Origin of the sequence: Bradyrhizobium quebecense (assembly GCF_013373795.3) — a bacterium.
In the GTDB taxonomy this organism is placed as follows: domain Bacteria; phylum Pseudomonadota; class Alphaproteobacteria; order Rhizobiales; family Xanthobacteraceae; genus Bradyrhizobium; species Bradyrhizobium quebecense.
In genome coordinates this window covers 7,051,376-7,073,161 of sequence record NZ_CP088022.1, presented here as the reverse complement: position 1 = coordinate 7,073,161, position 21,786 = coordinate 7,051,376, and the positions used below count along the sequence as shown (strand labels likewise).

Here is a 21,786-nt window from a genome sequence, read left to right as displayed (position 1 = left end):
GTCAGTCCCTTGTTTCCTGCTTGGTCAGCTTCCTCAACGTTTCGCCAAGCCCTTTCGGGTCGCCGTCCACCGCCACCTGCTTCAGCCGCGAGGTAGCGCCGGACAACAGCTTCACCCTGGCCTTGGGCACGCCGAGCGCCTTGGCCAGCAGCTCGGTCACCGCACGGTTGGCCTCGCCGCCTTCTGCGATCGCGCGCACCCGCACCTTCACCACCGAGCGGCCGTTGGCCAACGTCTCGATCCCATCGATGTCGTCGCGGCCGCCGCGCGGCGTCACGCGCAAGGCGATGCTGATGCCCCCGGTGGAATAGCGCCAAGGATCCATCGCCAGGGCTCCATCAGCAAGGGTCGCGAGGGATCAGATCACGTTGGGATAGATGTAATAGGCAATCACCCGCTGGATGAACATGATGATCAGAATCACGATGATCGGCGAGATATCGAGCCCGCCCAGATTCGGCATCACGTTGCGAATCGGCCGCAGCACCGGCTCGGTGATCCGGTACAGGAACTCGGCTACCGCGGAGACGAACTGGTTGCGCGTGTTGACCACATTGAAGGCGACCAGCCAGGACAGGATGGCGGAGGCGATCAAGAGCCAGACATAGAGGTCGAGGACGATGATGACGATGTCGAGAACAGCGCGCATATGATGGGGGCTCGCGGGTGGGACGACCAGGTGAAGCGCTACGAGACCGGACTGGGCCGCCAGCGCGCTTCTTGTTTGAGCAGGATCTTTTCAGAAAGCCGCGACGCACTTTTTGCTGGCGCGGCTCGCCGGGTCCGGATCATGCTCTAAATATCGGTTCATTCCCCCGCAAACAAGGGAAGTTCCCGGCCGGACAGGTCGAAAACCGTTGTTTCAGCGTTCTTGACTTGGCCTTGGGCGGGACTGTAAATGGCGCCCGACTGACGGCCGGGATACTCAGCAATACCCGGCCGCAATGGGGCCATAGCTCAGCTGGGAGAGCGCGTCGTTCGCAATGACGAGGTCGGCGGTTCGATCCCGCCTGGCTCCACCACGCTTCGCCCTTCGGGCTACGCGTGGCGCAGCCGCGCAGAGCCCGAAGGGTGAAGCGTGGTGTCCGGCGAAGCCCGAAGGGCGAAGACGGACCTTATCGTCCCCTCTCCCCCTCACGTCCCCGTAAACCGGGGCGGGCGCTTCTCGACGAAACTCGCGACGCCTTCCCTGAAATCATTGCCCTTCAGCGCGATCTGCATTTCGCGGTTGGCATCGATGGTGGCTTCGGCAAGCGTCTGGAACGGCACGTCGTAGACCTGACGCTTGATCACCGCGATCGCACTCGGCGAGACGAAATCGGCGAGGTCGCGGGCATAGGCATAGGTTTCCTCCCGCAGCTTCTCCGGCGAAGAGAGCCGGTTGACGAGGCCGATGCGCAGCGCCTCCGCAGCCGATACGCGCCGCGCCGACATCAACAGATCGAGCGCGTTGGCGTGACCGACGATGCGCGGCAGCATCCAGCTGATGCCGTGCTCGGCGATCAGGCCGCGCCGCGCGAAGGCGGTGGTGAACACCGCGCTGTCGGCCGCGAAGCGCAGGTCGCAATACAGCGCGTGGACCAGGCCGATGCCGGCCGTGGCGCCGTTGAGCATCGCGATCACGGGTTTCTTGATGGCGGGGTAGTAGGCGTAGCGCGTCTGCCAGTCGGCGCGACGGTTCATGTCGAATGCAACGCCTTCACCGCGCCGGACCTCATTGGGATCGATCCCCTTCAGCGCTTCCATGTCGGCGCCGGCGCAGAAGCCGCGGCCCGCGCCGGTCAGCACGATGACGCGAACATTGTCGTCATTGGCCGCCGCCTCCATCGCATGGCGCACGTCGCGCTCCATGATCGCGGTCCACGCATTCATGCGGTCGGGGCGGTTCAGCGTGATGGTCGCGATCCTGTCGCTGACCTCATAGAGGATGTGTTGGTAGCTCACGGCGATCTCCCTGTGCTGTGTTTGTCTTGTTGTTCTGAGTTCGCGCGACCATGCGGCGCCGCGCGCAGCCGTTGCGAGACTAGAGCATTTTCGGTTCTGATTGAATCAGAACCGAATCTCTAGATTCTTGTTTGACGCGTTTTCTTCACGCGAACCGGTGTCCACTTCGCTCGAAAACGCTTTAGCACAGAAGCGAAAATGAATAGCCGTGTCGTGTGACGCGCGAAATTCCGCGCGGCGGCTATTCCGCGGCCTGCAGCACGACCGGCCGGGGCACGCGCGCAATCCAGCCGTCGATGAAATGCTTCAGCCAGGCGCGCTCGGCGGCATCGTGCACGGCGCGCTCGGCGAAGTGCAGATGACCCGGCTGCGCGCCCGGCGAATCCATCCGCGCGCAACCGCGCGTGGTCCAGCGATGCATCATCGCGTAGGTCACGTCGGGATGGAATTGCAGGCCGAAGGCGTTGCCGAACTGGAACGCCTGCACCGGGAAATCATCGCCCGCTGCGAGCAGGTCCGCGCCCGTGGGCAATTGAAAGCCCTCGCCATGCCAGTGATAGACCCGCGCCGGCCAGTCCGGGCACAACGCGCGGCCAGCCTCCGTCGGCCGGACCGGGTAATAACCGACCTCGACGCGGCCTTGCGGATGCGGCGCGACCTTGGCGCCGAGTTGCCGCGCCAGCATCTGCGCGCCGAGGCAGATGCCCAGGAACGGACGCTGCTCGCGCAGCGGCACTGAAATCCAGTCGATCTCGCGTCGCACATAGTCGTCGGGATCGTTGGCGCTCATCGGCCCGCCAAAGATCACCGCGCCGGCATGCGCCTCGAGCGTGTCGGGCAGCGCGTCACCGAAGCGCGGGCGACGGATGTCGAGCGGGTAGCCGAGCGCGCGCAGGGCGTTGCCGATCCGGCCGGGGGTCGACGTCTCCTGATGCAGGACCACCAGCACCGGCCGCAGCGACGCCCGGTCTGCCGGCGTGACCGCGGCCGGCCTTCGGCTCGCGAAGGGCACCACGACACGGGTTGGGTCAGACCGGAACGACATTGCCTCTGCTTAAAGTTTCGGCACGTAAGGCACGATCATAGCTAAGTGGTCGTTAACATCGTGTGAGTTTGCGCACACCCGTGCGAAGCAAATCGCGGGCCAGAGGCAGGCTTAGCGGCGCTGGAAGGGGGTCTTACGGGTGAAGCTAGCGCTTGCGGAGCTGAAATCCGCCGACCGCGGTCAGGATGAAGGAGCGCGGAAACAGCCGGAGCAGGAACGGCACCAGCTTGATGAAGGCGCCGGGCAGCACGGCGCGCTTGTTGGCCATCAGGCCGCGATAGGCCTGACGGGCGACCTCGGCAGGCGCAACGTCGAGGATGGCAGAATCAAAGCCGGGGGCAAAGCCGGCGCGGTCCTGGAATTCGGACGGCACGGGACCGGGGCAAACCACGGTGACGCGCACGCCCTTCGGCGCCAATTCGCAGCGCAACGCCTCGGAAAACGACAGCACATAGGCCTTGCTGGCATAGTACACGGCCATGCCAGGGCCCGGCAGGAATCCCGCGATCGAGCCGAGATTGAGGATGCCGCCGCGGTTGCGGATCAGCTGGTCGGCAAAGCGCAGCGTCAGGTCGGTCAGCGCGCGGATATTGACGTTGATGATGTCGAGTTGTTCGGCGCGGTCGCGCTCCACGGCGAGGCCGAACAGGCCGAAGCCGGCATTATTGACCAGATATTCGACCTCGACCCCGGCGTCGGTCAGGGCCTGTGCGATCCTGTCGCCGGCATCGGTCTGCTGCAGATCGCAGGGAATCACGATCGGCGCCGGGCCGCCCTTGGCGCCGAGCTCGTCGGCGAGGGTCTTCAGGCGATCGGCGCGCCGCGCCACCAGCGCCACGCGGTGACCATTCGATGCAAACACGCGCGCCAGTTCGGTGCCTATGCCCGCCGATGCCCCGGTTATCAGCGTCACACGCTCAGTCACGTTTCAAACTCTTACTGCAAATTCTAGTGAGGTCCCCAGCGGGGCGACGAGAGCATAGGGATGCGGTGTGACGCAAGCCGCGTATGGGCTTGTGGATAGCGGCGGGGCCGCTGGTTTCGTGACGAAACGACCGATTTTCAGTCGGATCGCCCACAATCGCGGCGGACATTAAAATTTCGTCATCCGCAACGCCGGCAGGGGGGCGTCCGCCTGCGCAGGCAGCCGTGTCAGATTGCCGCGTCTGCCGTGCCCCAGGGGCCCTTTGGCAGCTCCGCCTGCTTCTCGGCCACCCGGTGCTTGAGGTCGATGCGGTCGCGCGAGGAAATGCCGAGCAGATCGGCAGCACGCCAGACCACATTGTCCTCGAACTCGCTCACCTGGCCGTCGGCATAGACCAGCTCCCACATCATCTCGACGATGCGCAGCCGTCCCTCCTCATTCACCGAGCGCATGATCACACTGGTAAAGTGATAGAGATCCACGGCCTCACCTTCGACGCGCATGGCGGAGGCGATCAACTTGTCGGCGGTGCCGGGATCGAGCTGAAAGCGGCTCTCGATCAGGCTGTGCAGCTTGCGCGTCTCGGCCGGCGTCGGCTCACCATCCAGCGAGACGACATGCACCAATAGCGCCGTCGCCGCCAGGCGGTAGTCGCCGTCATCGAAGGCGCGGTCAGCCTGGGCATCGGGGGAGACGATATCGGCAATGAATTGGCGGAGTCCGTCGAGCATCGCTCTCTCTGGGATGAAGCCTGGAAGCTTTGATTGAGCATCCGTCCGGAAAACTGCCGGACCATGCGCTGTTGAAATCTATATGGCGTGGAAGCAGAACCGGCGCAATCCGCGCGGGTTCCCGCTGCGGCATTACGTTTCAGCAAGCATTACGTGTCGGCAATGTGACTACGGTATCTCGTACACCACGAGCTTGTCGGCAATGCCGCGCAGCGCCGCTTCCTTCTGGATCGGCTTGATCGCCGCGCGATCGAGGATGCCCGCGACCTCCGCTGCTTCCATCACCGGCTGGGTCAAATGGATTTCCTGTGACGTCGACAGGCTCTGCACCCGCGCGGCGATATTCACGGTCTGGCCGAAATAATCCTGCCGCTCGTTCAGCGTCACCGCGAGGCACGGCCCCTCATGGATGCCGATCTTGACGATCAGATCTTCCTTGCCGCGCTCGGTGTTGAGCTGCTTCATCGCGGCCCGCATCCGCAGGCCCGCCGACAATGCATGCTCGGGCCGGATGAAGGTCGCCATCACGGCATCGCCGATGGTCTTCACGACTGCGCCGTGTTCGGAGGCGATGATCTCGAGCAGCGCGTGGAAATGCGCGCGCACCAGGTCGAACGCGGCGAGATCGCCGACCCGCTCATAGAGCGCGGTCGATCCTTTGAGATCGGTGAACAGGAAGGTCAGCGCGGTGATCTTCAGCCGCTGGTCGACGGTGAGGTTGTCGGCCTTGAACACGTCGCGGAAGGTCTGGTTCGACAGCATCCGCTTCGCAGTGAGGATCGGCTTGCGCTTTCCGAGCAATTTGTGCAGCGGATCGCCCGCGATCCATACCGAAGGCAATACGCGAACGTCGGCATGATTCTCCAGCGAGAGCCGCAGCGGCCCCGGCCGCATCGTCGAGGTGCCGGTCGGCGCATGAGACTTGTTGAACGCGATCGAGAACTGCTGACGCTCGGTGGTCGGCTCGCCCTCGATGGCAAAGAAATGCGCCGAATGCGTCACCGGCTCGAACACGATGACGAACTGATTGGGCAGATTGAGCGACAGGATCGCCTTCTCGCCGGGCGGCAGCTCGAGCCCCTCCAGTGTCACCTCGTTGATCAGGGTCGACACCGCGCTCTCGTCGAACTCGATCCCGGAACTCCAGAACATCTGGCGGAAGTATTCCCAGATCGGCAGCGTGTTGGGATCGTGCGCGGCGATGTGGCGGACCCGCGGGCTGACGGTGAAGGCAACCTCGACCAGCTCGTCGACGGAGGCCTCGTAGCCGGCCGCGCACAGCGCGCAATTATAGTCGTCATGGCGCAGCGACTTCAGCGTGGTGTGGGCGTCGAGCACTCCGCCACAGCCCGGACACAGCACGTTCCAGCTCATGTCGAACAGCCCGAGCCGCGAAGCATGCAGGAAGCCGGAGATCACCTTCTCCTCTTCCAGCCCGGTGCGGCGCGAGAAATCCAGGGCGTTGATGCGATTGAGCTCGCGATCATGGCCGTCCGCGATCAGCTGCTGCATGGCATCGACGACGGCCGGATCGGTCGTCTGCCTGAGGACTGCGAAGTGGGCTTGCGTATCGCTCATGGTGAGCCCCTAGAGAGCATGATCCGGAAAAGTGTGTAGCGGTTTTCCGCAAAGATCATGCTCAAAACAAAGAGATAGAGCGGGATGACGATTCGACGAAGAGTCATCCCGCTCAAGATGAGCATTGGGACACCGTCGCGCAAGGTCAGCGCGGTCTGATCGTGAACACCGGCGAGCGGTTCGGCTGTGTCGTCACCACGCCGATCGGAAGCACCGGATCCTTGTCCGCCAGCGCGACGCGAAACGTACCGATCATCCGCGCAAGCGCAAGCGTCGCCTCGACCAGCGCGAAATGCGCGCCGATACAGACCCGCGCGCCGACCCCGAACGGCAGATAGGCGAAGCGATCGGGCGGCGTTTCCGCCATGAAACGCTGTGGCACGAACGCGTTAGGATCGCGCCACAACTTTTCATGCCGGTGCAACAGCCACGGCGCGATCAGGATTACGTCATGCTTTCTGACCGGACGGCCCGCGATGGTGTCGGGACCACCAGCCGCACGCGCGATCAGGAACGCCGGCGGATAGAGCCGCATGGTTTCGTCGATCACCGCGCGGGTGAATTTCAGCCGCTCGATGTCGAGCGCGCCAGACGTCGTCACGCTCCTGACTTCTGCTGCCAATTGTTCCTGGGTCTCGGGATCGAGCGCCAGCAGATAGAGCGCCCAGAACAGCGCGGTCGCGGTCGTCTCATGGCCGGCCAGGATCATCGTCGCGACCTGGTCGCCGAGCTGGGCGTCGGTGAAAGCCTCGCCGGTTTCAGGATCGCGCGCGGCACCCATCAGGTCGAACAGGTCGCGAGCCGGCGCGTTGTCATCCTTGCCGGTGGCGCGGCGCTCGGCCATCAGCTGGCCGACAAACGCGGTCCAGCGCTTGCGGAAGCGGGCGCGCCGGAAATCCTGCAGGGTCGGCCAGCTCAAGGGCAGCACCAGGTCGAGCATATGCGGCCGCGCCAGCGTGTCGCCATACTCCATCACGAAGTCGCGCAGCGCGGCGCCGTGGCGATCCATGCCGAACGAGAACATGGTGCGGCCCGCAATCTCCAGCGTCATGCGCTGCATCACCTCGCGCAGATCCACCGGGCCGCCGCTCGCGGCCTTCAGCTTGCCGATGGTCTCGTCGACCGCCGCGATCATGGAAGGCACCAGCGTCGTGACCGCGCGCGGCGTGAACGCCGGCGCCAGGGTGCGGCGCTGATGCTTCCACGCGCGGCCCTCGGCAATCAGCAGTCCCTCGCCCAGCATCGGACGCAGCACGCGGATGCCGGCCGGCGTGCGGGTGTAGTTCTCGTAATTGTCGACCAGCACATGGCGGATCGCGTCCGGCGTGTTGAGGATGAAGCTCGAGCGGCCGAGAAAGCGGCCCTGGACAATGTCGTCCTCATAGGCGCGCTGGCCCCAGGTCTCGATCGGCGAGTTGCGCATCACCCGCATCCGCTCGAACGCACCCATGTCGTCGGGCGCGCGCGGCGGCGCCGGCGGGACCAGGGGACGCCGCGTGACCGTGATGTCGCAGACTTCGGCTATGCTCATGGTCCTCGCTTCCTGCCTCACGCAATGGCCGATCCGGCTATGCGATCCCGGCGCCATGAAGGCGCGCGGACCCTCTACCAGACCTAGTAAGTCAGCTCGGCGACTGCAATCCGATTCTCCGACGCCGGCCAGGCCCGCATCACAATGCGTTCCTGATTGAAGGCGGCAACCACCGGACGGCCGACATCGGCTGCGGCGAGCCGCAACGTCGTCACCGCATCGGTCGGCACGCCGGATTTGACGTCGGCCGGTTCCTTGCCGTCGAACAGCACGATATCGCGTGGCAGGCCGAAATAGCCGCGCGGCCGCGACATCAGCACGATGGCGCCCGCGCCGGCATCGGCAGGCAGCAGCGGTCGTGCCGCGCGCAAATGCACGATCTCGGACGAGCGCGGAAATGGCGAGCGATAGATATGCGTCGTCACGGCATCAGGCGAGGTCAGCACGAATTCGAGCGGCCAGGACGGATCGACCTGCGCCGGACCCCAGCGGCCGTCGGCGCCGGTCTGCGAGCTGTGCAGCGGGCCGCCGACGCGCTCGCCGGTTTCCGCCGACACATGATAGATGTCGACCGTGGCACCCGGCACCGGCCGGTTGGTCGGCACGCCGCCGGGCGTGCCCGTGACAAGGCCGCTCAGCCTCACCACCGTCTCCGGCACGATCTCGATCCGCGACGGCTCGTGCCCCGCGATGAACTTGTAGATCTCGCGAAAGGCGCGCGGATGATACGCGGTCTCGCGATGGTCCACGGCGCCGAGCACCAGGTTGGTCGCGCCTTTCAACGCCGGACCTTCGGACGTGACGTTGGTCGGCGTGCCCGGCTTGCCGATGAAGCGGCCGTCGGCTTGCGCATATTTGTCGAGGCCATCGCTGCGCAAGGTCAGGAATGCGGTGCCAGCAGTCACTTCGCTGTCGCCATCGTTCAGCCCGCGCAGGAACGGACCACGCCCGTTGAACTCGTTCCCGAGCCCGTCGTCCGAGGCATACACACCATGATTGGGCGTGCCGCACAGCACCGCGTGGCTGATGTCGCCGCCACCACCGTTCTTGACGTAGTTGCGGATCGCATTGCCGCCGCGCGAATTTCCGACCAGCGCGATGCGCGCGGCGCCGCTCTTTTGCTTCAGCTCCCTGACCGCCTCGGCGAGCTCGCGGCGCTGATCCTCGGTCGAGGAGCGGTTGGCTTGCTCGACCTTGTCGTCCGTGCGCGCCAAGGGATCGGTGAAATTGATCGCGGCCATGCGCTCGCGCGGCACGCCGTTGGATTCCATCCGCCAGAGCGTCGTCAACCAGAGCGCCGCGTGATCGCCATTGCCATGCACGAACAGGATCGGCGGGATGTCGCCGGCGGGCGCCGACTGGGCCAGGGCCGACCGAACCAAGGCCGCCTGAGCCAGGCCCGGGACGGCAAGACGGCCGGACAGCAGGGACAGCGCGCCGGCCCCTTGCAAAATTGTTCGCCGCGACAGCGCCATCGGTCCCCTTCCCCTAAGCCTTCCTCAGGTCTTTCAGTGCTTTAGCTGTGTCCTGCAGCCCGTAAGGATACCGTAAACGCTGGACAGGACACGCGTTTCGCGGGCATCAGTTGATTACAGCCGGAATCATTCAACAAGCCATAGCAGGCCAACCGGAACCGGATATGACCGCACCGCCTGATCGACCCGACAGTATCACTGCACCGTTGCGGCATTCAATCTTCAGGCGGATCTGGCTCGCCAGCCTGCTCTCCAATCTCGGCATCCTGATCCAGGGCGTCGGCGCCGCCTGGGCGATGACCCAGATGACCGCGGAGGCCGACAAGGTCGCGCTGGTGCAGACCGCGCTGATGCTGCCTGTGATGCTGATCGCGATGCCGGCCGGCGCCATCGCCGACATGCATGACCGCCGCATCGTCGCACTGGTGTCGCTGGCGATCGCACTCTCCGGCGCCACCACGCTGACGGTGCTGGCCTGGCTCAATCTGGTGACGCCGAACATCCTGCTTGCGCTGTGCTTCGTCGTCGGCAGTGGCATGGCGCTGTTCGGCCCGGCCTGGCAATCCTCGGTCAGCGAGCAAGTGCCGTCGGAGACGCTGCCCGCCGCGGTCGCGCTGAACGGCATCAGCTACAACATCGCGCGCAGCTTCGGCCCGGCGATCGGCGGCATCGTGGTCGCCTCCGCAGGCGCCGTGGCGGCATTCGCCGCCAATGCGGTGCTGTATCTGCCGCTGCTCGCCGTGCTGTTCCTGTGGAATCGCGTCAGCGAGCCGTCGCGGCTGCCGCGCGAACGGCTGAACCGCGCCATTGTTTCCGGCGTGCGCTACATCACCAATTCGCCGTCGATCAAGATCGTGCTGACCCGCACCATGGTGACCGGCCTCATCGGCGGCTCGGTCTCGGCCCTGATGCCGCTGGTGGCGCGCGACCTGCTGCATGGTGGCGCGCAGACCTACGGCATCATGCTCGGCGCCTTCGGCATGGGCGCAGTGATCGGCGCGCTCAACATCAGCGAGATCCGCAGCCGGCTCAGCGGCGAAGCCGCGGTGCGCACCTGCGCGCTGCTGTTGGGCGTCGCGATCGCGATCGTCGCCGTGAGCAACCAACCGGTGCTCACCGCCGCCGCGCTGGTGGTTGCCGGCGCGGTGTGGATGCTTGCGATCGCGCTGTTCAATATCGGCGTGCAGCTGTCGGCGCCGCGCTGGGTCGCGGGCCGTTCGCTTGCAGCTTTCCAGGCCTCGATCGCCGGCGGCATTGCGATCGGAAGCTGGTGCTGGGGCCGCATCACGGACCTCGGCGGCGTCGAGATGGCGCTGTTGATCTCCGCCGGGCTGATGCTGCTGTCGCCGGTGCTCGGCATCTGGCTCAGGATGCCGCCGGTCGGCGCGCGCAACGAGGACGCGGCCGATACCCTGGCCGATCCCGAGGTGCGGCTGCAACTGACCGGGCGCAGCGGCCCGCTGGTGGTCGAGATCGAATACCGGGTGGCGCAGGACAATGCCCGCGCCTTCCACAATGTGATGCAGGACGTGCAGCTCAGCCGCCAGCGCAACGGCGCCTATGGCTGGTCGATCGCGCGCGATATCGCCGATCCCGAATTGTGGACCGAGCGCTATCATTGCCCGACCTGGCTCGACTTCCTGCGCCAGCGCAACCGCGCCACCCAGATCGAGCGCGAGCTGCATCAGAAGGCGGCCGGCTTCCACATCGGCGCGGAGCCGATCCGGGTGCGCCGGATGCTGGAGCGTCCGTTCGGCTCGGTGCGCTGGAAGGACGAGACCCCGGACCGCGCCGCCAAGGAAGTGATCCCGGTGGTCGCGACCGCGGCGGGCAGCAGCACGTAGTTTCTCAATCGTCGTTCCGGGACACGCGAAGCGCGAGCCCGGAATGACGACGATCGGAGCTACTGCCCGTTGTCGATGAGCGTCTGCAGGCAGGCCTTGCTGAGGCGGCTGCGGTGCTCCTTCAGGCAGGCCAGCACGACCTGATCGCCCTCGCTGAGATGGGCGCGGCAGAACCGCGAGGCGTCGCGCGAGCAGGCATCACGCCCCTGCTGCTGCGCGGAGGCGGCCGACGCCAACAGAACCAGTGGAACGACGGCAAACAGAAATCGGGTCATCTCTCAAAGCCTCTAAGGAATGCAACGCCGGTTCTATAGCGTTTCAGGGTCGCGAAGAAGCTTGAAACCGAGGGCGAATCGGCAGGTTCCGCCCGGAGATGACCATCCGGAGACGGCCTGCGTCTCGTCGCCGCAGGTTTGCCCCCATCAGATGCCGCGCAAGATCACTCCGCGGCGGCCCTGCGCTGGGCGGCGAGATCGCGATCCAGCACGACGCGGCAGCCGCTGCTCAGCTGGGAGCGATTCTTGACCATGCAGGCGGTGATCCTGGGGATGTTCGGGATCTCCGCGCTGCACAGGCGGAACGCGTCGCCCGAGCACATCTGCTGTGCCTCGGCGCTGAACGCAAAGCTCGCAGTCGGCGACAGCACGGAAACGGTGGCCGCAAAAGCCAACGCGACGCTGCGAACTGCACGCCCTAGAACCTGACTTTTGAAGACGGTGGTCATGATCGGCTCCCATCGGCGCCGCAAATGGCGGGGCCCGTTGTTCGATCATCCGATCCTGAACGGCAGCGCGTCTGAAGACTGTGACGGTCATCACGCATGGGTAAGACCCGCTTTTTGTTGTCCTTCCGGCGCCTTGTTGGGATCGCGTTAAGACCTTGTTGGCATTAATCGCTCGTTGCGGCTGTGGCGTATCCCGAGTTCCAAGAGAGTGTTAGCGATGCGTAGTGCGTTGGGCCTGATGCTGGCCAGTGTTGTAGCGGCGATCGTGATCGCCGGCGTGTGGTTCTGGACCTCCTCCCCGCGTGCCGACGCGGCTCCTCCGCAGACAACTGCCGCAGCCAAGGCCGATCCGCTCCCTGCGGCAGCGGCAAAGCAGGCTGCCAAGGACGATGTCGAGACGACCGCCGCGCTGTCGACGCGCGCCGATGCCACCCAGGCGGCAGCCCCGGCCGCTGCCCCCGCCCCGGCGCCGGCCCCGGTTGCCGCCGCACCCAGATGCGCCAATCCCGATGCGCTCGGCATCAGCCGCACCGTCGTGGTCGACACCACAGGCGGCCCGGGCTTCGGCTTCCTGCAGTACAAGCAGTATGACTTCCTGACCGACCATGAGGTCGTGCTGACCTTCGACGACGGTCCGTGGCCGACCACGCCCGCCGTGCTGAAGGCGCTGGCGGACGAGTGCACCAAGGCGGTGTTCTTCCCGATCGGTCTGCACACCACCTATCACCCGGACATCCTCCGCCAGGTCGCCGCCGCCGGCCACACCATCGGTGCCCACACCTGGTCGCACGCGCATCTGGCGAGCAAGAAGCTCACCGAGCAGCAGGCCAAGGACGAGATCGAGAAGGGTTTCAGCGCGGTGAAGCTGGCGCTGGGTGCGAACCCCGCTCCGTTCTTCCGCTTCCCAGCGCTGGCGCACACCCCGGCGACAACAGCCTATCTCGGCACCCGCAACATCGCGATGTTCTCGGTCGACGTCGACTCCAACGACTTCAAATCGAAGAGCTCGGACGAAGTCATCAACAACGTGATGACCAAGCTCGACAAGGAGCACAAGGGCATCATCCTGATGCACGATTTGCAGAAGCACACCGCCCAGGCATTGCCGACGCTGCTGCGCAAACTGAAGGCGGGCGGCTACAAGGTGGTCTGGATGAAGGCCAAGACCCAGATCGAAACGCTGCCGGAATACGACGCGATGATGGCGAAGACCGAGAAGCCGATCGCAACGGGCCGGCCAATCGGCAACGTCGTGCAGACGATCGCCGAGTAACGCAGCCCGCACATTGAATACGCCCAACGCAAAGCGCCCCCGGATCCGATCCGGGGGCGCTTTCGCTTTCTGATCGCAACCGCCTTCTGCTGGTCCGACACGACCGGGCGACCTTGAACGCCAATGCGCCTTCGAGAGTGGCGCCATCGCGCCCGCTGGCTGCGGCTGCCACCAAAATATCGAAAACAACCCCATGCAAAGTAGCTGGCGGGCGGGCCATTTTGCTTGAAGGCGCGCCCTCGCGCGCTTGCCCAGGCATGACGAAACTGAACTCGTGGCTACCAGTAAATCCCGTGGCGATGCAGCTCGCCGATGATGCGGCTCTCGCTCCAGCGCCGCGCGTGGCGGCGATGGCTCGACCTGTGCGAAGTCATCCGCTGCTCGCCGGCCAGCCTGGCGTCGGGCGCCGCCTGCGGCTGGACGTTGGCCTGTTGCACTGGCGCCTGCTGCACGGTGGGCTGGGCGGGCGGCTGCGGAGCCGGTGCTGCCGCCGCAACGGGTGCTGCGCGTTCGACATATTTCGGCGCTTCCGGCGGCTTCGGGGGCGGCTCGACGGCGGGCGCTGCCGGCGCAGCAGGAGCCCTGTCCGCCGTAGTGACCGAATTCGACACGGCTGCCGGCAAGGACTGTCCAGCGCCCAACGACAGGCTTCGTTCGCCGGCCTGCGCGCAAGCGGAAGCCAAAACCATCGCCGTGATCAGGATGAGTTTGCGCATTGTTGTTCTCCCGTTGGTGGCCGGAAAACTAGCCAAGTCGTACCAACGACTGTGTGAGCTGCTTCACGCAGCCATCGCGTGCCGCATTCATCTCCCTGTGATCGCCCGCCGCAACAACGCCACCACCTCGGCGACGTCCTGCTCCGCGATATTGGTGAAGCTCATCAGCAAGCCTTCGCCCGCATGATGCGCGAGGGACCGTTCGGATAGCGCCACCGGCGCGAGGCCATGTTGCCGCGCCCGATCGGCCAGCCGGACATCCGGCCCATGGTTCGGAAAGCGCGCCAGGATATGCAGGCCGCCGGGCTGCAGCGAAATGCACACGTCGGCGCCGAACTGTCGCTCCAGCTCATCGACGAGCGCCTTGCGCCGCGCGCGATAGTGCGTCCGCATCCGCCGCAGGTGCCGCGCGAAATAGCCCTCCGACAAGAAGGAAGCCGCGACCGACTGTTCGAACGCCGCCGCTCCGCGATGAAGCATCTGGCAGGTGCGTTCCGCCGTTGCGACGAACGCGGCCGGCAGCACCAGATATCCGAGCCGCAGGCTCGGATACAGCGTCTTGCTGAAGCTGCCGGCATAAAACACGCGATCCGCTGTATCGATGGTCTTCAGTGCCGCAGGCTTGCGGCCGCTATAGTAGAACTCGCAATCGTAATCATCCTCCAGCACCCATGCATCGCAGTCGGCGGCCCAGGCCAGCAGCGCCGCGCGACGCCGGGGCGACAACGGCATGCCGAGTGGAAACTGGTGGGTCAGCGTCACCACCGCGAGCCGTGCATCCGGACGGCTCGCGCGCGCGTCATCCACGCGAAGCCCCTCATCATCGACCGGAATCGGAACGATGCGCATCGAAAGGCGCGCGAACGCCTGCTGTGCGAAGACGTAACCGGGGTCCTCCAGCCAGACCTGATCATCGGGCTTGAGCAGCAGGCTCGCGACCAGGCTCAGGGCGCCCTGATAGCCTGACGTGACGACGACCTGATCCGGCCGGCAGACAATGCCGCGGGCAACAGCGAGATAGGCCGCGATCGCCTCGCGCAGCGCGGGCACGCCCATCGGATAGGCGTGGAAAAGCCGCGCCGCGGACAGCTTGCGCGCTTCCCGCGCGGCGAGCCGGGCCCAGACCTTGCGCGGAAACAGATCGAGGGCGGGCACGCCAAGCCGGAGCGGCGGCGGCATCTCGGTCGGTGCCGGACCACTTGTCGATGTCGGTGGCGCGAGCGGCTCGGCCGGCATCGCGCCGGAGCGCAGCTCGGGCGCGACGATGGTGCCGCGCTGGCCGCGTGCGACGAGATATCCTTCGCTCGTCAGTCGCGCGTATGTGATGTCGATGGTGCCGCGCGCGATGCCGAGCTGCGCCGCAAGGCTGCGCGTCGACGGCACGCGTTCTCCCGACTGGATCCGCCCCTCGACGATGGCCGCGCGAATGCGATCATAGAGCTGCTGCTGGATCGACGTACTCGAACCCTTCTCGATCTCCATGGCGTCCAAGTGCCAGCCCTCTGATGGCCCAATCGGATAGATGAAAAATGGCTCTGTCTGCCGGGCGGCGGCGGGATTAGTTCAGGCATATCGGCACCGATCCTGGCGCAGCGACATTGCCCGAGCGTGCCGGCGGCCGCAGCACACAGCTGCGTGTACTTATGGGAGCACGGTCAACTGTTCGCTTTGGCGCGCTGTTCCACGGACTGACCGCCGGGGTCTTTGCCGTCCTCAACTCGAGCTTCCGGAGATATCGGTGAGTGCAATCGAACAGAGCAGCATACGGCGCGGCAACGATCGCCTCGCGATAGCAGTCGCGGACAAGCTGCGCAGGCTGGCGCCGGCGGCCGGCGCGATCGCCTATCCGTTCCTGCTCGATGGATTTCATCTCGCGGTCTCGCCCGCTGACGATCCGATATCGTTTTGGCGGCTGGCGCTGGCGGCACTCCTTCTGCTGGCTGCAACGGCCGCGCCCTTGCTGGGTCTGGCCTGCGCCTATTGGATGACCAAGCCAGCGCCTTCGTCGTTCGAGCTGCGCGCCCGGCGGCTCGCCTATCTCAGCATCGGTACGCCGCCCCTGTTCGTGTTGACCGGCGTAGGTCTTGGATTGCTGCATATCCATGTCAGCGACGAGCTCGTCTGGGTCGCGGGTTGGCTCGCCGCGTGTCTCTATGCGCTGCTCGCCGGCGAGCAAGAGCGGCCGGCAACATCAGCCGCGATGGTTCCGTCCATTGCCAGATGGCGTGTCACGCATGGCATCGCCGCGGCGGTCATCCTTCTCTATGTCGCGTTTCACCTCACCAATCATCTGCTCGGCCTGCTCGGACCCGAGGTTCATGCCGCCGTGATGAAGATGGGCCGTACGGTCTATCGATCGTCCGTGGTCGAGCCGGCGCTTGTCGCTTTGATGCTGTTCCAGGTCGCCGTCGGGGTACGGCTTGCCTGGCGCTGGAGCTCACTGCCGGCCGACGCATTCCGCGTGTTTCAGATCGGCTCCGGCGTCTACCTCGCGGCGTTCATCGTCACCCATCTGAATTCCGCGTTCGTCTCGGCGCGGGCCGTGCACCACATCGACACCAATTGGGACTGGGCGTCGGGCGCACCGACCGGCCTGATCCACGACGCCTGGAGTATCCGCCTGGTGCCGCACTACGCACTCGGCGTCTTCTTCGTCCTCGCGCATCTCGCTTCAGGATTGCGCGGCATTCTGATCGCACACGGCATGGCGACGGCGGTCGCCAACCGGATCTGGGCAACCGGGCTCGGAGCCGGCGCGCTGATCGCAATTGCGATCATGAGCGGACTGTGTGGCGCGCGGATCTAGAGCGTTTTCGAGCGAAGCCTGTCCCGCACTTGATGCGGGATGGCCACCGGTTCGCGTGAAGAAAACGCATCAAAGCAAAATCTGGAGCTTCGGTTCTGATTCAATCAGAACCGAACAAATGCTCTAGGCGGCGCAAATCGTTCGATAGGCGGCCAGTTGGAGCGCGACGACGCGCTGCGCGGAATGACACTTCTCAAACCACAGACGCGCGGCATCGCCGCAGCCGTTGCCGTCCAGCGGATCAGCAAGAACCTCGAGAATCCGGGCCGCGCACGACTCGACACTGTCGGCGGCCAGGCAGGGCGGCGCCGCTCCGAAGAACTCCGCTGATTGGGTTTCATCTAGATTGGTTATCACTCGGCGTCCGAGCGCCATTGCCTCAAAGGTAACGCCGCCGATCGCCGGTATCCTGAACTGATCGACGACGACGTCGCTCGAGCAGTACAGCTGTCGAAGCTCCGCCTTGTTCAACGACGGTATCCACGAAACCATATCTTCGATTCGAAGCTCCTGAATCAGTTCCTTGCTTCGGTGAACGTCAACACCCCACTCGACCAGGATGATGCGAAAATCGCGGTCCGTCTGCGCAACCTGCGCGGCCGCCCTCAAGAAAAGGTCATTGCCCTTCTGCATCGAAACAGGTGCAGCGCGCCAGTGATGGCGCGACGGGCTAAAGAATGTGGTGACCTTGAAGTCTCGCTTCGGAAGCTTGAGGCCCGCTCGAAACCTTGAAATCTTTTCATCATCGAAGGCATGCGGAAGATAAACCGTCCGCTCCCTCTTCAATTTCAGCCGTGCCACAGACGGCAGCACGTCCGAGTTGGTCACGAAGGAGAAAGCCGCATTCTTGTACGACGCCGAACAAAGAATGCCGTTATAGGTTTTCTCAAAAGGCAGTTCCCGCAACGTGCCGTGCTCGTAACATGTGTAATTCTTGAGTCCGTTGATGAAGGGAATGAACCCGTCGATCGAATAACCCTGAATGATGTCATAGTGCTCCAATACGTCAGCGAATTCATTGGCAATGGTGGATGCGAAGGCTTCGACCAAGACCAGGGCTTCTGCCGGATAATCCGTGAACTGTCGCAGCAGGTCACCAAGAAGTGCCGCACGCTGCGTAGCGTTTCGATCCTCTCCCTTGCCGTATTTTTCGAAATAGCGAAACTCCGGGCGGTCGACGATGTCCGGGTGGGTCACCACGGGAATGACTGATGAACCGACGTCAGCGGCCGCGCCGTTGCTTGTGGTCGGCGTCACGGTGTCAAGATTTGGGATCGTGAACACATCGCTTTCGCTTGCAACCGGCGTCGCGGTGACAGGATTTGGGATCGTGAAGACATCAGCAGGAAACTCGAAGCCAAAGCGCGGCAAGCCGCGGCTGCGTCTCTGACTTCGCCAAATTGCGACCGCCAAATTTGGCCTGGCGACAACGCCGGCTTCCGCCTCACGCCGCAAATGAGCAAACACATATTTCGTCAGCAGGGAGCGATAGATCGACGTAAGGCGGCCAGGTCCTTCGGGAGTTGGTGACCGCGAATCGCGAGACGTCCGATCTTCATCGCTTTCGCCTGCAGCCGGCGTCGCGATGTCAGGATTTGGGATCGTGAAGACATCAGCAGGAAACTCGAAGCCAAAACGCGGCAAGCCGCGGCTGCGTCTCTGACTTCGCCAGATCGCGACCGCCAAATTTGGCCTGGCGACAACGCCGGTTTCCGCCTCACGCTGCAAGTGAGCAAACACATACTTCGTTAGCAGGGAGCGATAGGTTGATACGAGCCGGCTTGGCCCTTTGGGAGTTGATGACCGCAAGTCGCGGAACGTCCGGTCTTCATTGCCTTCGCCTGCAGCCGGCGTCGCGATGTCAGGATTTGGGATCGTGAAAACATCAGCAGGAAACTCGAAGCCAAAACGCGGCAAGCCGCGGCTGCGTCGCTGACTTCGCCAAATTGCGACCGCCAGACTCGCCCCGTCGGCGACGCCGGTTTCCGCCTCACGCCGCAAATGAACAAACACGTGCTTCGCCAGCAAGGCGCGATAGGTTGATACGAGGCGGCTTGGTACTTCGGGATTTGGATATTCGTTGGCGAGAGATCGGCTTTGCTCCGGCTGCGGATCTGGCGAGGCCGACTTTGATGAGGCCCGCGAAATCGGAGAGAGTGCAGACTCAGGCTCTATGGTCGCCCCTGGCAGGACGATGGTCGGCTGATCGGGCGGCGGCGCGATTTTGGATGCCCTGCTTGCCTGGAAATCCTGAAACTCGCGCGCAATTGAAATTGTGTCTGCCAGATGCTCCGGCATCGGTGGACGGACCCGGCTCTCTGCGGCAGCTATGCCATCAAGCATCTCCCAATATCTTGCCTGCAGCAGCGTCCAGAAAAATGCTGCGGCTGCGCTGTCACCGGCGTTTTTCGCACGAAGGTACGAGAGGCAATCGAGAACGGGGCCTTGCACAAACCAATCCGGTCGCCGCCAACCGCCCAACTCGGTGGCCCACCAATCCGGGAACATGTTGTCGACGTTGCCGTCGAAGCTTGCGGCCTCCCATTCCGGGCAACCCATGACGTGATAGTAGTTATAGCAAATGACATCCGCTTCGATTCCAAAGCGCCGCTGGATCAAAGCATTGTTGTAGGCGTTGTTCGCGATATTGCCGATATGCAGGACGCGCAGCGGGCGATTGTGGGCGCGTTGGAACTCCCTCAGGAAAGCAAGCTGTAGTTGAAAGTCGCTATCACGATCCTTCTGCACCAACGTCATTCCCCGGCAATCGTAGTTCAGGTATTAAACTTCCGCGCGAAAATGCACAATCAACGAACACCGATTCCGCAGCGTTTATTCTGCTCCATGTCGCGCATCATCTCACCAATCATTTGGTCGGCTTGCGCAATGGGTGCGGTTCGCCATGCGCTGGAGCTATCGGCGGATGTGTTCCGGGTGTTGCAGATCGGCTCGGGCGTTTACGTCGCCAGGTACATCGTCACCCATCTGAATACCGCGTTCATCTCGACGCGAGCCGCGCGTTCGGTGTTTTTTTCGTGTTTTCGCATCTCACGCCGGGGTTGTGCGGCGTCCTGACGCGCCCCGGGGCCACCACAGTCGCCAATCGGATCCGGGCAACCGGGCTCGCAGCAGGCGGAACTGGCCGCGATTGCGATCATGAGCAGATTGTGCGGTGCGAGAATCCCGGCGAACAAAGCTCCGCTGCACATCGAGGCGGGAGATGTTCCTGAGGGGTGGTGCCGCAAGAGGGACTCGAACCCCCGACCCCGTCATTACGAATGACGTGCTCTACCAACTGAGCTATTGCGGCGAACCGTTCGGCAACGGCCTGACAGCGCGCGCCACCTGATATCGGGCATGACCCCGATTGGCAAGGAAAACGCAGCTATTGAACCGGACACCGGTTATCTAACCGCCAATTAGCTTCCCAAACGTGACAGAAATCCGCGCCAACCGCCGATCTGGGCCTTGGGCGGGCCGATTTGTTCCGCAAATTCGTCCACGGCACCGTCCTCGTCGACCCCGGGGTCGTCGGGGGCCCGGACGATCGGGATGACGGCCGGAATGGGCGCAGGCGCCGCCTTCGGCAGGTCGGTCCGGGAACGGAACAGGGGGGCGGGCGCCGGGGGAACCGATTCGGCGGCCGGCGGCGGAGCCGGCTCCGATGCGGGCGGGTCGGCCTGAACTGGGGCCGGGTCGGCCTCGATGGCTGCCGGCAGGGGGGCATTATCCTGCACGGGCGGTGTGGCCGGCTCCAAGGACTTCGTCTCGACCGGCTTTACCTCGACCGGCTCGGCCGGCTTGCCGTCCGCCGGCTCGCTGGCCACGTCCTTGGGGGGCTCGACCCGGCGCGGCGCCAGCATCGCCTCCTCGAACGGCGAGGGCTCGATCGCATTGCCCTTGTCGGACGGCAGCGCCGCCACCGGCGTCTGCCACTGGAAGGCATCGAGACGGCCGGTGACCGGCGAGACCGGACGCCAGCGGTCGGAGACATAGCCGTCCGCGGTCCACACCGGATCGTGCAGCGCGCGCACCGCACGCAAGGTCCAGGCCCGCGCCCGGCCGCTGTCGCCATGCTCGGTGCGCTCGATCTCCGCCATCAACAGCGCGACGCGCTGCGTCGGCGCCGCCGTGAACGGCTCCAGCGCCGCACGCGCTTTGGCGAACTCGGTCGCATCGATCGCGGCGCGCGCGATCGCCAGCGCGCCTTCGATATGGCCCGGCGTTTTCGCTGCCAGCGTCTCGACCCGCACCAGGCGCTGGCGCGCGGCATCACCGAGCCGCACATGCGAATAGGCGTCGGCGAGATCGGGATGCGGCTGCGCCAGCCACGCGGCCTCGACGATCCGCATCGCACGGCGCACCTGATGCGCCTCGCTCTCGAATTTGGCGGCAAGCACCGCGGCCGGGATCAGCGTCGGCGCCAGCTTGAGCGCCTCCATCGCGCTCGCGCGCGACAGGTCGCGATCGACGGTCTCGAACTCCAGCGCACGGGCCGTGAGCAGCACGCCGCGTTGCCGCCGATAGGTCGCCTTGTCGATCAACCCGGCGGCCTGGTTATTGTCGATGATCGACAGCGCACCGGCCCAATCGCCCTTGGCGCAGCAGAAGCCGAGCACCGCATGCGAGGCCCAAGACGAGGACGGCGACATTTTCAGCGCTTCTTCGGCAATCATCACGGCCGCAACCGGATCGTCGGCGCGCTGCGCCTCGATGAACAGGCCGCGCAAACCGAGCAGCCGCGTGTCCGCCCGCTCGGCCATGGCGCGGAAGGCGCGCTGCGCGCCGTCGCGATCGCCGTCGAGCTGCGCCGATTGCGCGTGCAGCAACAGCGCCAGCGGATCGCCGCCGGCGTGGCGCCGCGCCACTTCGGCATGCGCGCGCGCGGCCGACGAATCGCCGTGCCCGATCGCGAGCAGGCCTTGCGTGATGGCGTGACGGCCCCGCGCGTGGCGCCGCTCGCGCCTGCCGCGGCGGACATGGCCGGGGATCTTCCATAGGCCGCGCAGGATCACACCGGCGACCATCGCGACGACGATGACGAGGCCGAGCAGATACATCGGCTGCTTGGACGTGAAGCGCAGACCGCCCCAGTTCAGCACGAGATCGCCGGGCTGATCGGCCAACCAGGCCGCACCCGCTGCAGCGAGCGCGATCAGCAGCAGGAACAGAATGATCCGGATCATCGAGAACC

At 64.8% G+C, this 21,786-nt stretch carries 19 protein-coding genes and 2 tRNA genes; 5 read left to right on the top strand and 16 right to left on the bottom strand.

The window, feature by feature from the left end; all coding sequences use genetic code 11:
• Position 1 precedes the first annotated feature (1 nt).
• The gene (locus tag HU230_RS33965) at positions 2–325 is read right to left on the bottom strand and encodes a DUF167 domain-containing protein (protein ID WP_092121274.1); all 324 of its coding nucleotides are present in this window, start codon (positions 323–325) and stop codon (positions 2–4) included.
• Between the two features lie 33 nt (positions 326–358).
• A complete protein-coding gene (locus HU230_RS33960; RefSeq protein ID WP_021078230.1) occupies positions 359–649 on the bottom strand; it encodes a YggT family protein in 291 nt (96 codons plus the stop codon).
• A 297-nt stretch (positions 650–946) separates the two neighbouring features.
• On the opposite strand from HU230_RS33960, the gene HU230_RS33955 reads away from it, so the two are divergent.
• Positions 947–1,022, top strand: a tRNA-Ala gene (locus tag HU230_RS33955).
• Positions 1,023–1,134: 112 nt separating this feature from the next.
• Here the strand turns inward: HU230_RS33955 and HU230_RS33950 are convergent.
• The 7 genes from HU230_RS33950 to HU230_RS33920 form a co-directional block, all read right to left on the bottom strand.
• A complete protein-coding gene (locus HU230_RS33950; protein WP_176534443.1) occupies positions 1,135–1,944 on the bottom strand; it encodes an enoyl-CoA hydratase in 810 nt (269 codons plus the stop codon).
• Positions 1,945–2,185: 241 nt separating this feature from the next.
• Positions 2,186–2,989, bottom strand: a complete 804-nt coding sequence (locus tag HU230_RS33945; RefSeq protein ID WP_176534444.1) for a glutamine amidotransferase — start codon at positions 2,987–2,989, stop codon at positions 2,186–2,188.
• Positions 2,990–3,134: 145 nt separating this feature from the next.
• Positions 3,135–3,914 (bottom strand): SDR family NAD(P)-dependent oxidoreductase, encoded by a 780-nt coding sequence (locus tag HU230_RS33940; RefSeq protein ID WP_176534445.1) that lies wholly within the window; start codon positions 3,912–3,914, stop codon positions 3,135–3,137.
• A gap of 227 nt (positions 3,915–4,141) precedes the next feature.
• Positions 4,142–4,645 (bottom strand): tellurite resistance TerB family protein, encoded by a 504-nt coding sequence (locus HU230_RS33935; RefSeq protein WP_092121262.1) that lies wholly within the window; start codon positions 4,643–4,645, stop codon positions 4,142–4,144.
• A gap of 168 nt (positions 4,646–4,813) precedes the next feature.
• A complete protein-coding gene (locus HU230_RS33930) occupies positions 4,814–6,223 on the bottom strand; it encodes an adenylate/guanylate cyclase domain-containing protein (protein ID WP_176534446.1) in 1,410 nt (469 codons plus the stop codon).
• Between the two features lie 145 nt (positions 6,224–6,368).
• A complete protein-coding gene (locus tag HU230_RS33925; protein WP_176534447.1) occupies positions 6,369–7,754 on the bottom strand; it encodes a cytochrome P450 in 1,386 nt (461 codons plus the stop codon).
• Between the two features lie 83 nt (positions 7,755–7,837).
• Complete coding sequence (locus HU230_RS33920; RefSeq protein ID WP_176534448.1) at positions 7,838–9,229, bottom strand: hydrolase; 1,392 nt, start codon at positions 9,227–9,229, stop codon at positions 7,838–7,840.
• Between the two features lie 164 nt (positions 9,230–9,393).
• Between HU230_RS33920 and HU230_RS33915 the strand changes: the two genes are divergently transcribed.
• Entirely contained in the window at positions 9,394–11,073 is a 1,680-nt protein-coding gene (locus HU230_RS33915) for an MFS transporter (RefSeq protein ID WP_176534449.1), read from the top strand.
• Between the two features lie 59 nt (positions 11,074–11,132).
• Here HU230_RS33915 and HU230_RS33910 read toward each other — a convergent pair whose 3' ends face one another.
• Entirely contained in the window at positions 11,133–11,348 is a 216-nt protein-coding gene (locus HU230_RS33910) for a cysteine rich repeat-containing protein (protein ID WP_176534450.1), read from the bottom strand.
• A gap of 164 nt (positions 11,349–11,512) precedes the next feature.
• On the bottom strand, positions 11,513–11,797 hold the full coding sequence (locus tag HU230_RS33905; RefSeq protein ID WP_176534451.1) for a hypothetical protein: 285 nt from the start codon (positions 11,795–11,797) through the stop codon (positions 11,513–11,515).
• 217 nt (positions 11,798–12,014) lie between these two features.
• On the opposite strand from HU230_RS33905, the gene HU230_RS33900 reads away from it, so the two are divergent.
• Complete coding sequence (locus HU230_RS33900; protein WP_176534452.1) at positions 12,015–13,070, top strand: polysaccharide deacetylase family protein; 1,056 nt, start codon at positions 12,015–12,017, stop codon at positions 13,068–13,070.
• A gap of 278 nt (positions 13,071–13,348) precedes the next feature.
• Here HU230_RS33900 and HU230_RS33895 read toward each other — a convergent pair whose 3' ends face one another.
• Complete coding sequence (locus HU230_RS33895) at positions 13,349–13,786, bottom strand: hypothetical protein (RefSeq protein ID WP_176534453.1); 438 nt, start codon at positions 13,784–13,786, stop codon at positions 13,349–13,351.
• An 87-nt stretch (positions 13,787–13,873) separates the two neighbouring features.
• Positions 13,874–15,268: a MocR-like pyridoxine biosynthesis transcription factor PdxR gene (pdxR, locus tag HU230_RS33890; RefSeq protein WP_224943854.1), complete on the bottom strand. Its 1,395-nt coding sequence runs from the start codon at positions 15,266–15,268 to the stop codon at positions 13,874–13,876.
• A 256-nt stretch (positions 15,269–15,524) separates the two neighbouring features.
• Here pdxR and HU230_RS33885 point away from each other — a divergent pair, with 256 nt between their 5' ends.
• The gene (locus HU230_RS33885) at positions 15,525–16,592 is read left to right on the top strand and encodes a hypothetical protein (RefSeq protein ID WP_224943851.1); all 1,068 of its coding nucleotides are present in this window, start codon (positions 15,525–15,527) and stop codon (positions 16,590–16,592) included.
• Positions 16,593–16,715: 123 nt separating this feature from the next.
• Here the strand turns inward: HU230_RS33885 and HU230_RS33880 are convergent, their stop codons facing one another.
• Complete coding sequence (locus tag HU230_RS33880) at positions 16,716–19,349, bottom strand: glycosyltransferase family 4 protein (RefSeq protein ID WP_176534455.1); 2,634 nt, start codon at positions 19,347–19,349, stop codon at positions 16,716–16,718.
• Positions 19,350–19,436: 87 nt separating this feature from the next.
• Here HU230_RS33880 and HU230_RS33875 point away from each other — a divergent pair, with 87 nt between their 5' ends.
• Positions 19,437–19,667 carry a hypothetical protein gene (locus HU230_RS33875; RefSeq protein WP_176534456.1) on the top strand — a complete coding sequence of 77 codons (231 nt, stop codon included), beginning with the start codon at positions 19,437–19,439 and terminating at the stop codon, positions 19,665–19,667.
• Between the two features lie 159 nt (positions 19,668–19,826).
• Here the strand turns inward: HU230_RS33875 and HU230_RS33870 are convergent.
• Both HU230_RS33870 and HU230_RS33865 read right to left on the bottom strand, forming a co-directional pair.
• Positions 19,827–19,902: transfer RNA gene (locus HU230_RS33870), tRNA-Thr, on the bottom strand.
• A gap of 109 nt (positions 19,903–20,011) precedes the next feature.
• Complete coding sequence (locus HU230_RS33865; RefSeq protein ID WP_176534457.1) at positions 20,012–21,778, bottom strand: heme biosynthesis protein HemY; 1,767 nt, start codon at positions 21,776–21,778, stop codon at positions 20,012–20,014.
• Positions 21,779–21,786 lie beyond the last annotated feature (8 nt).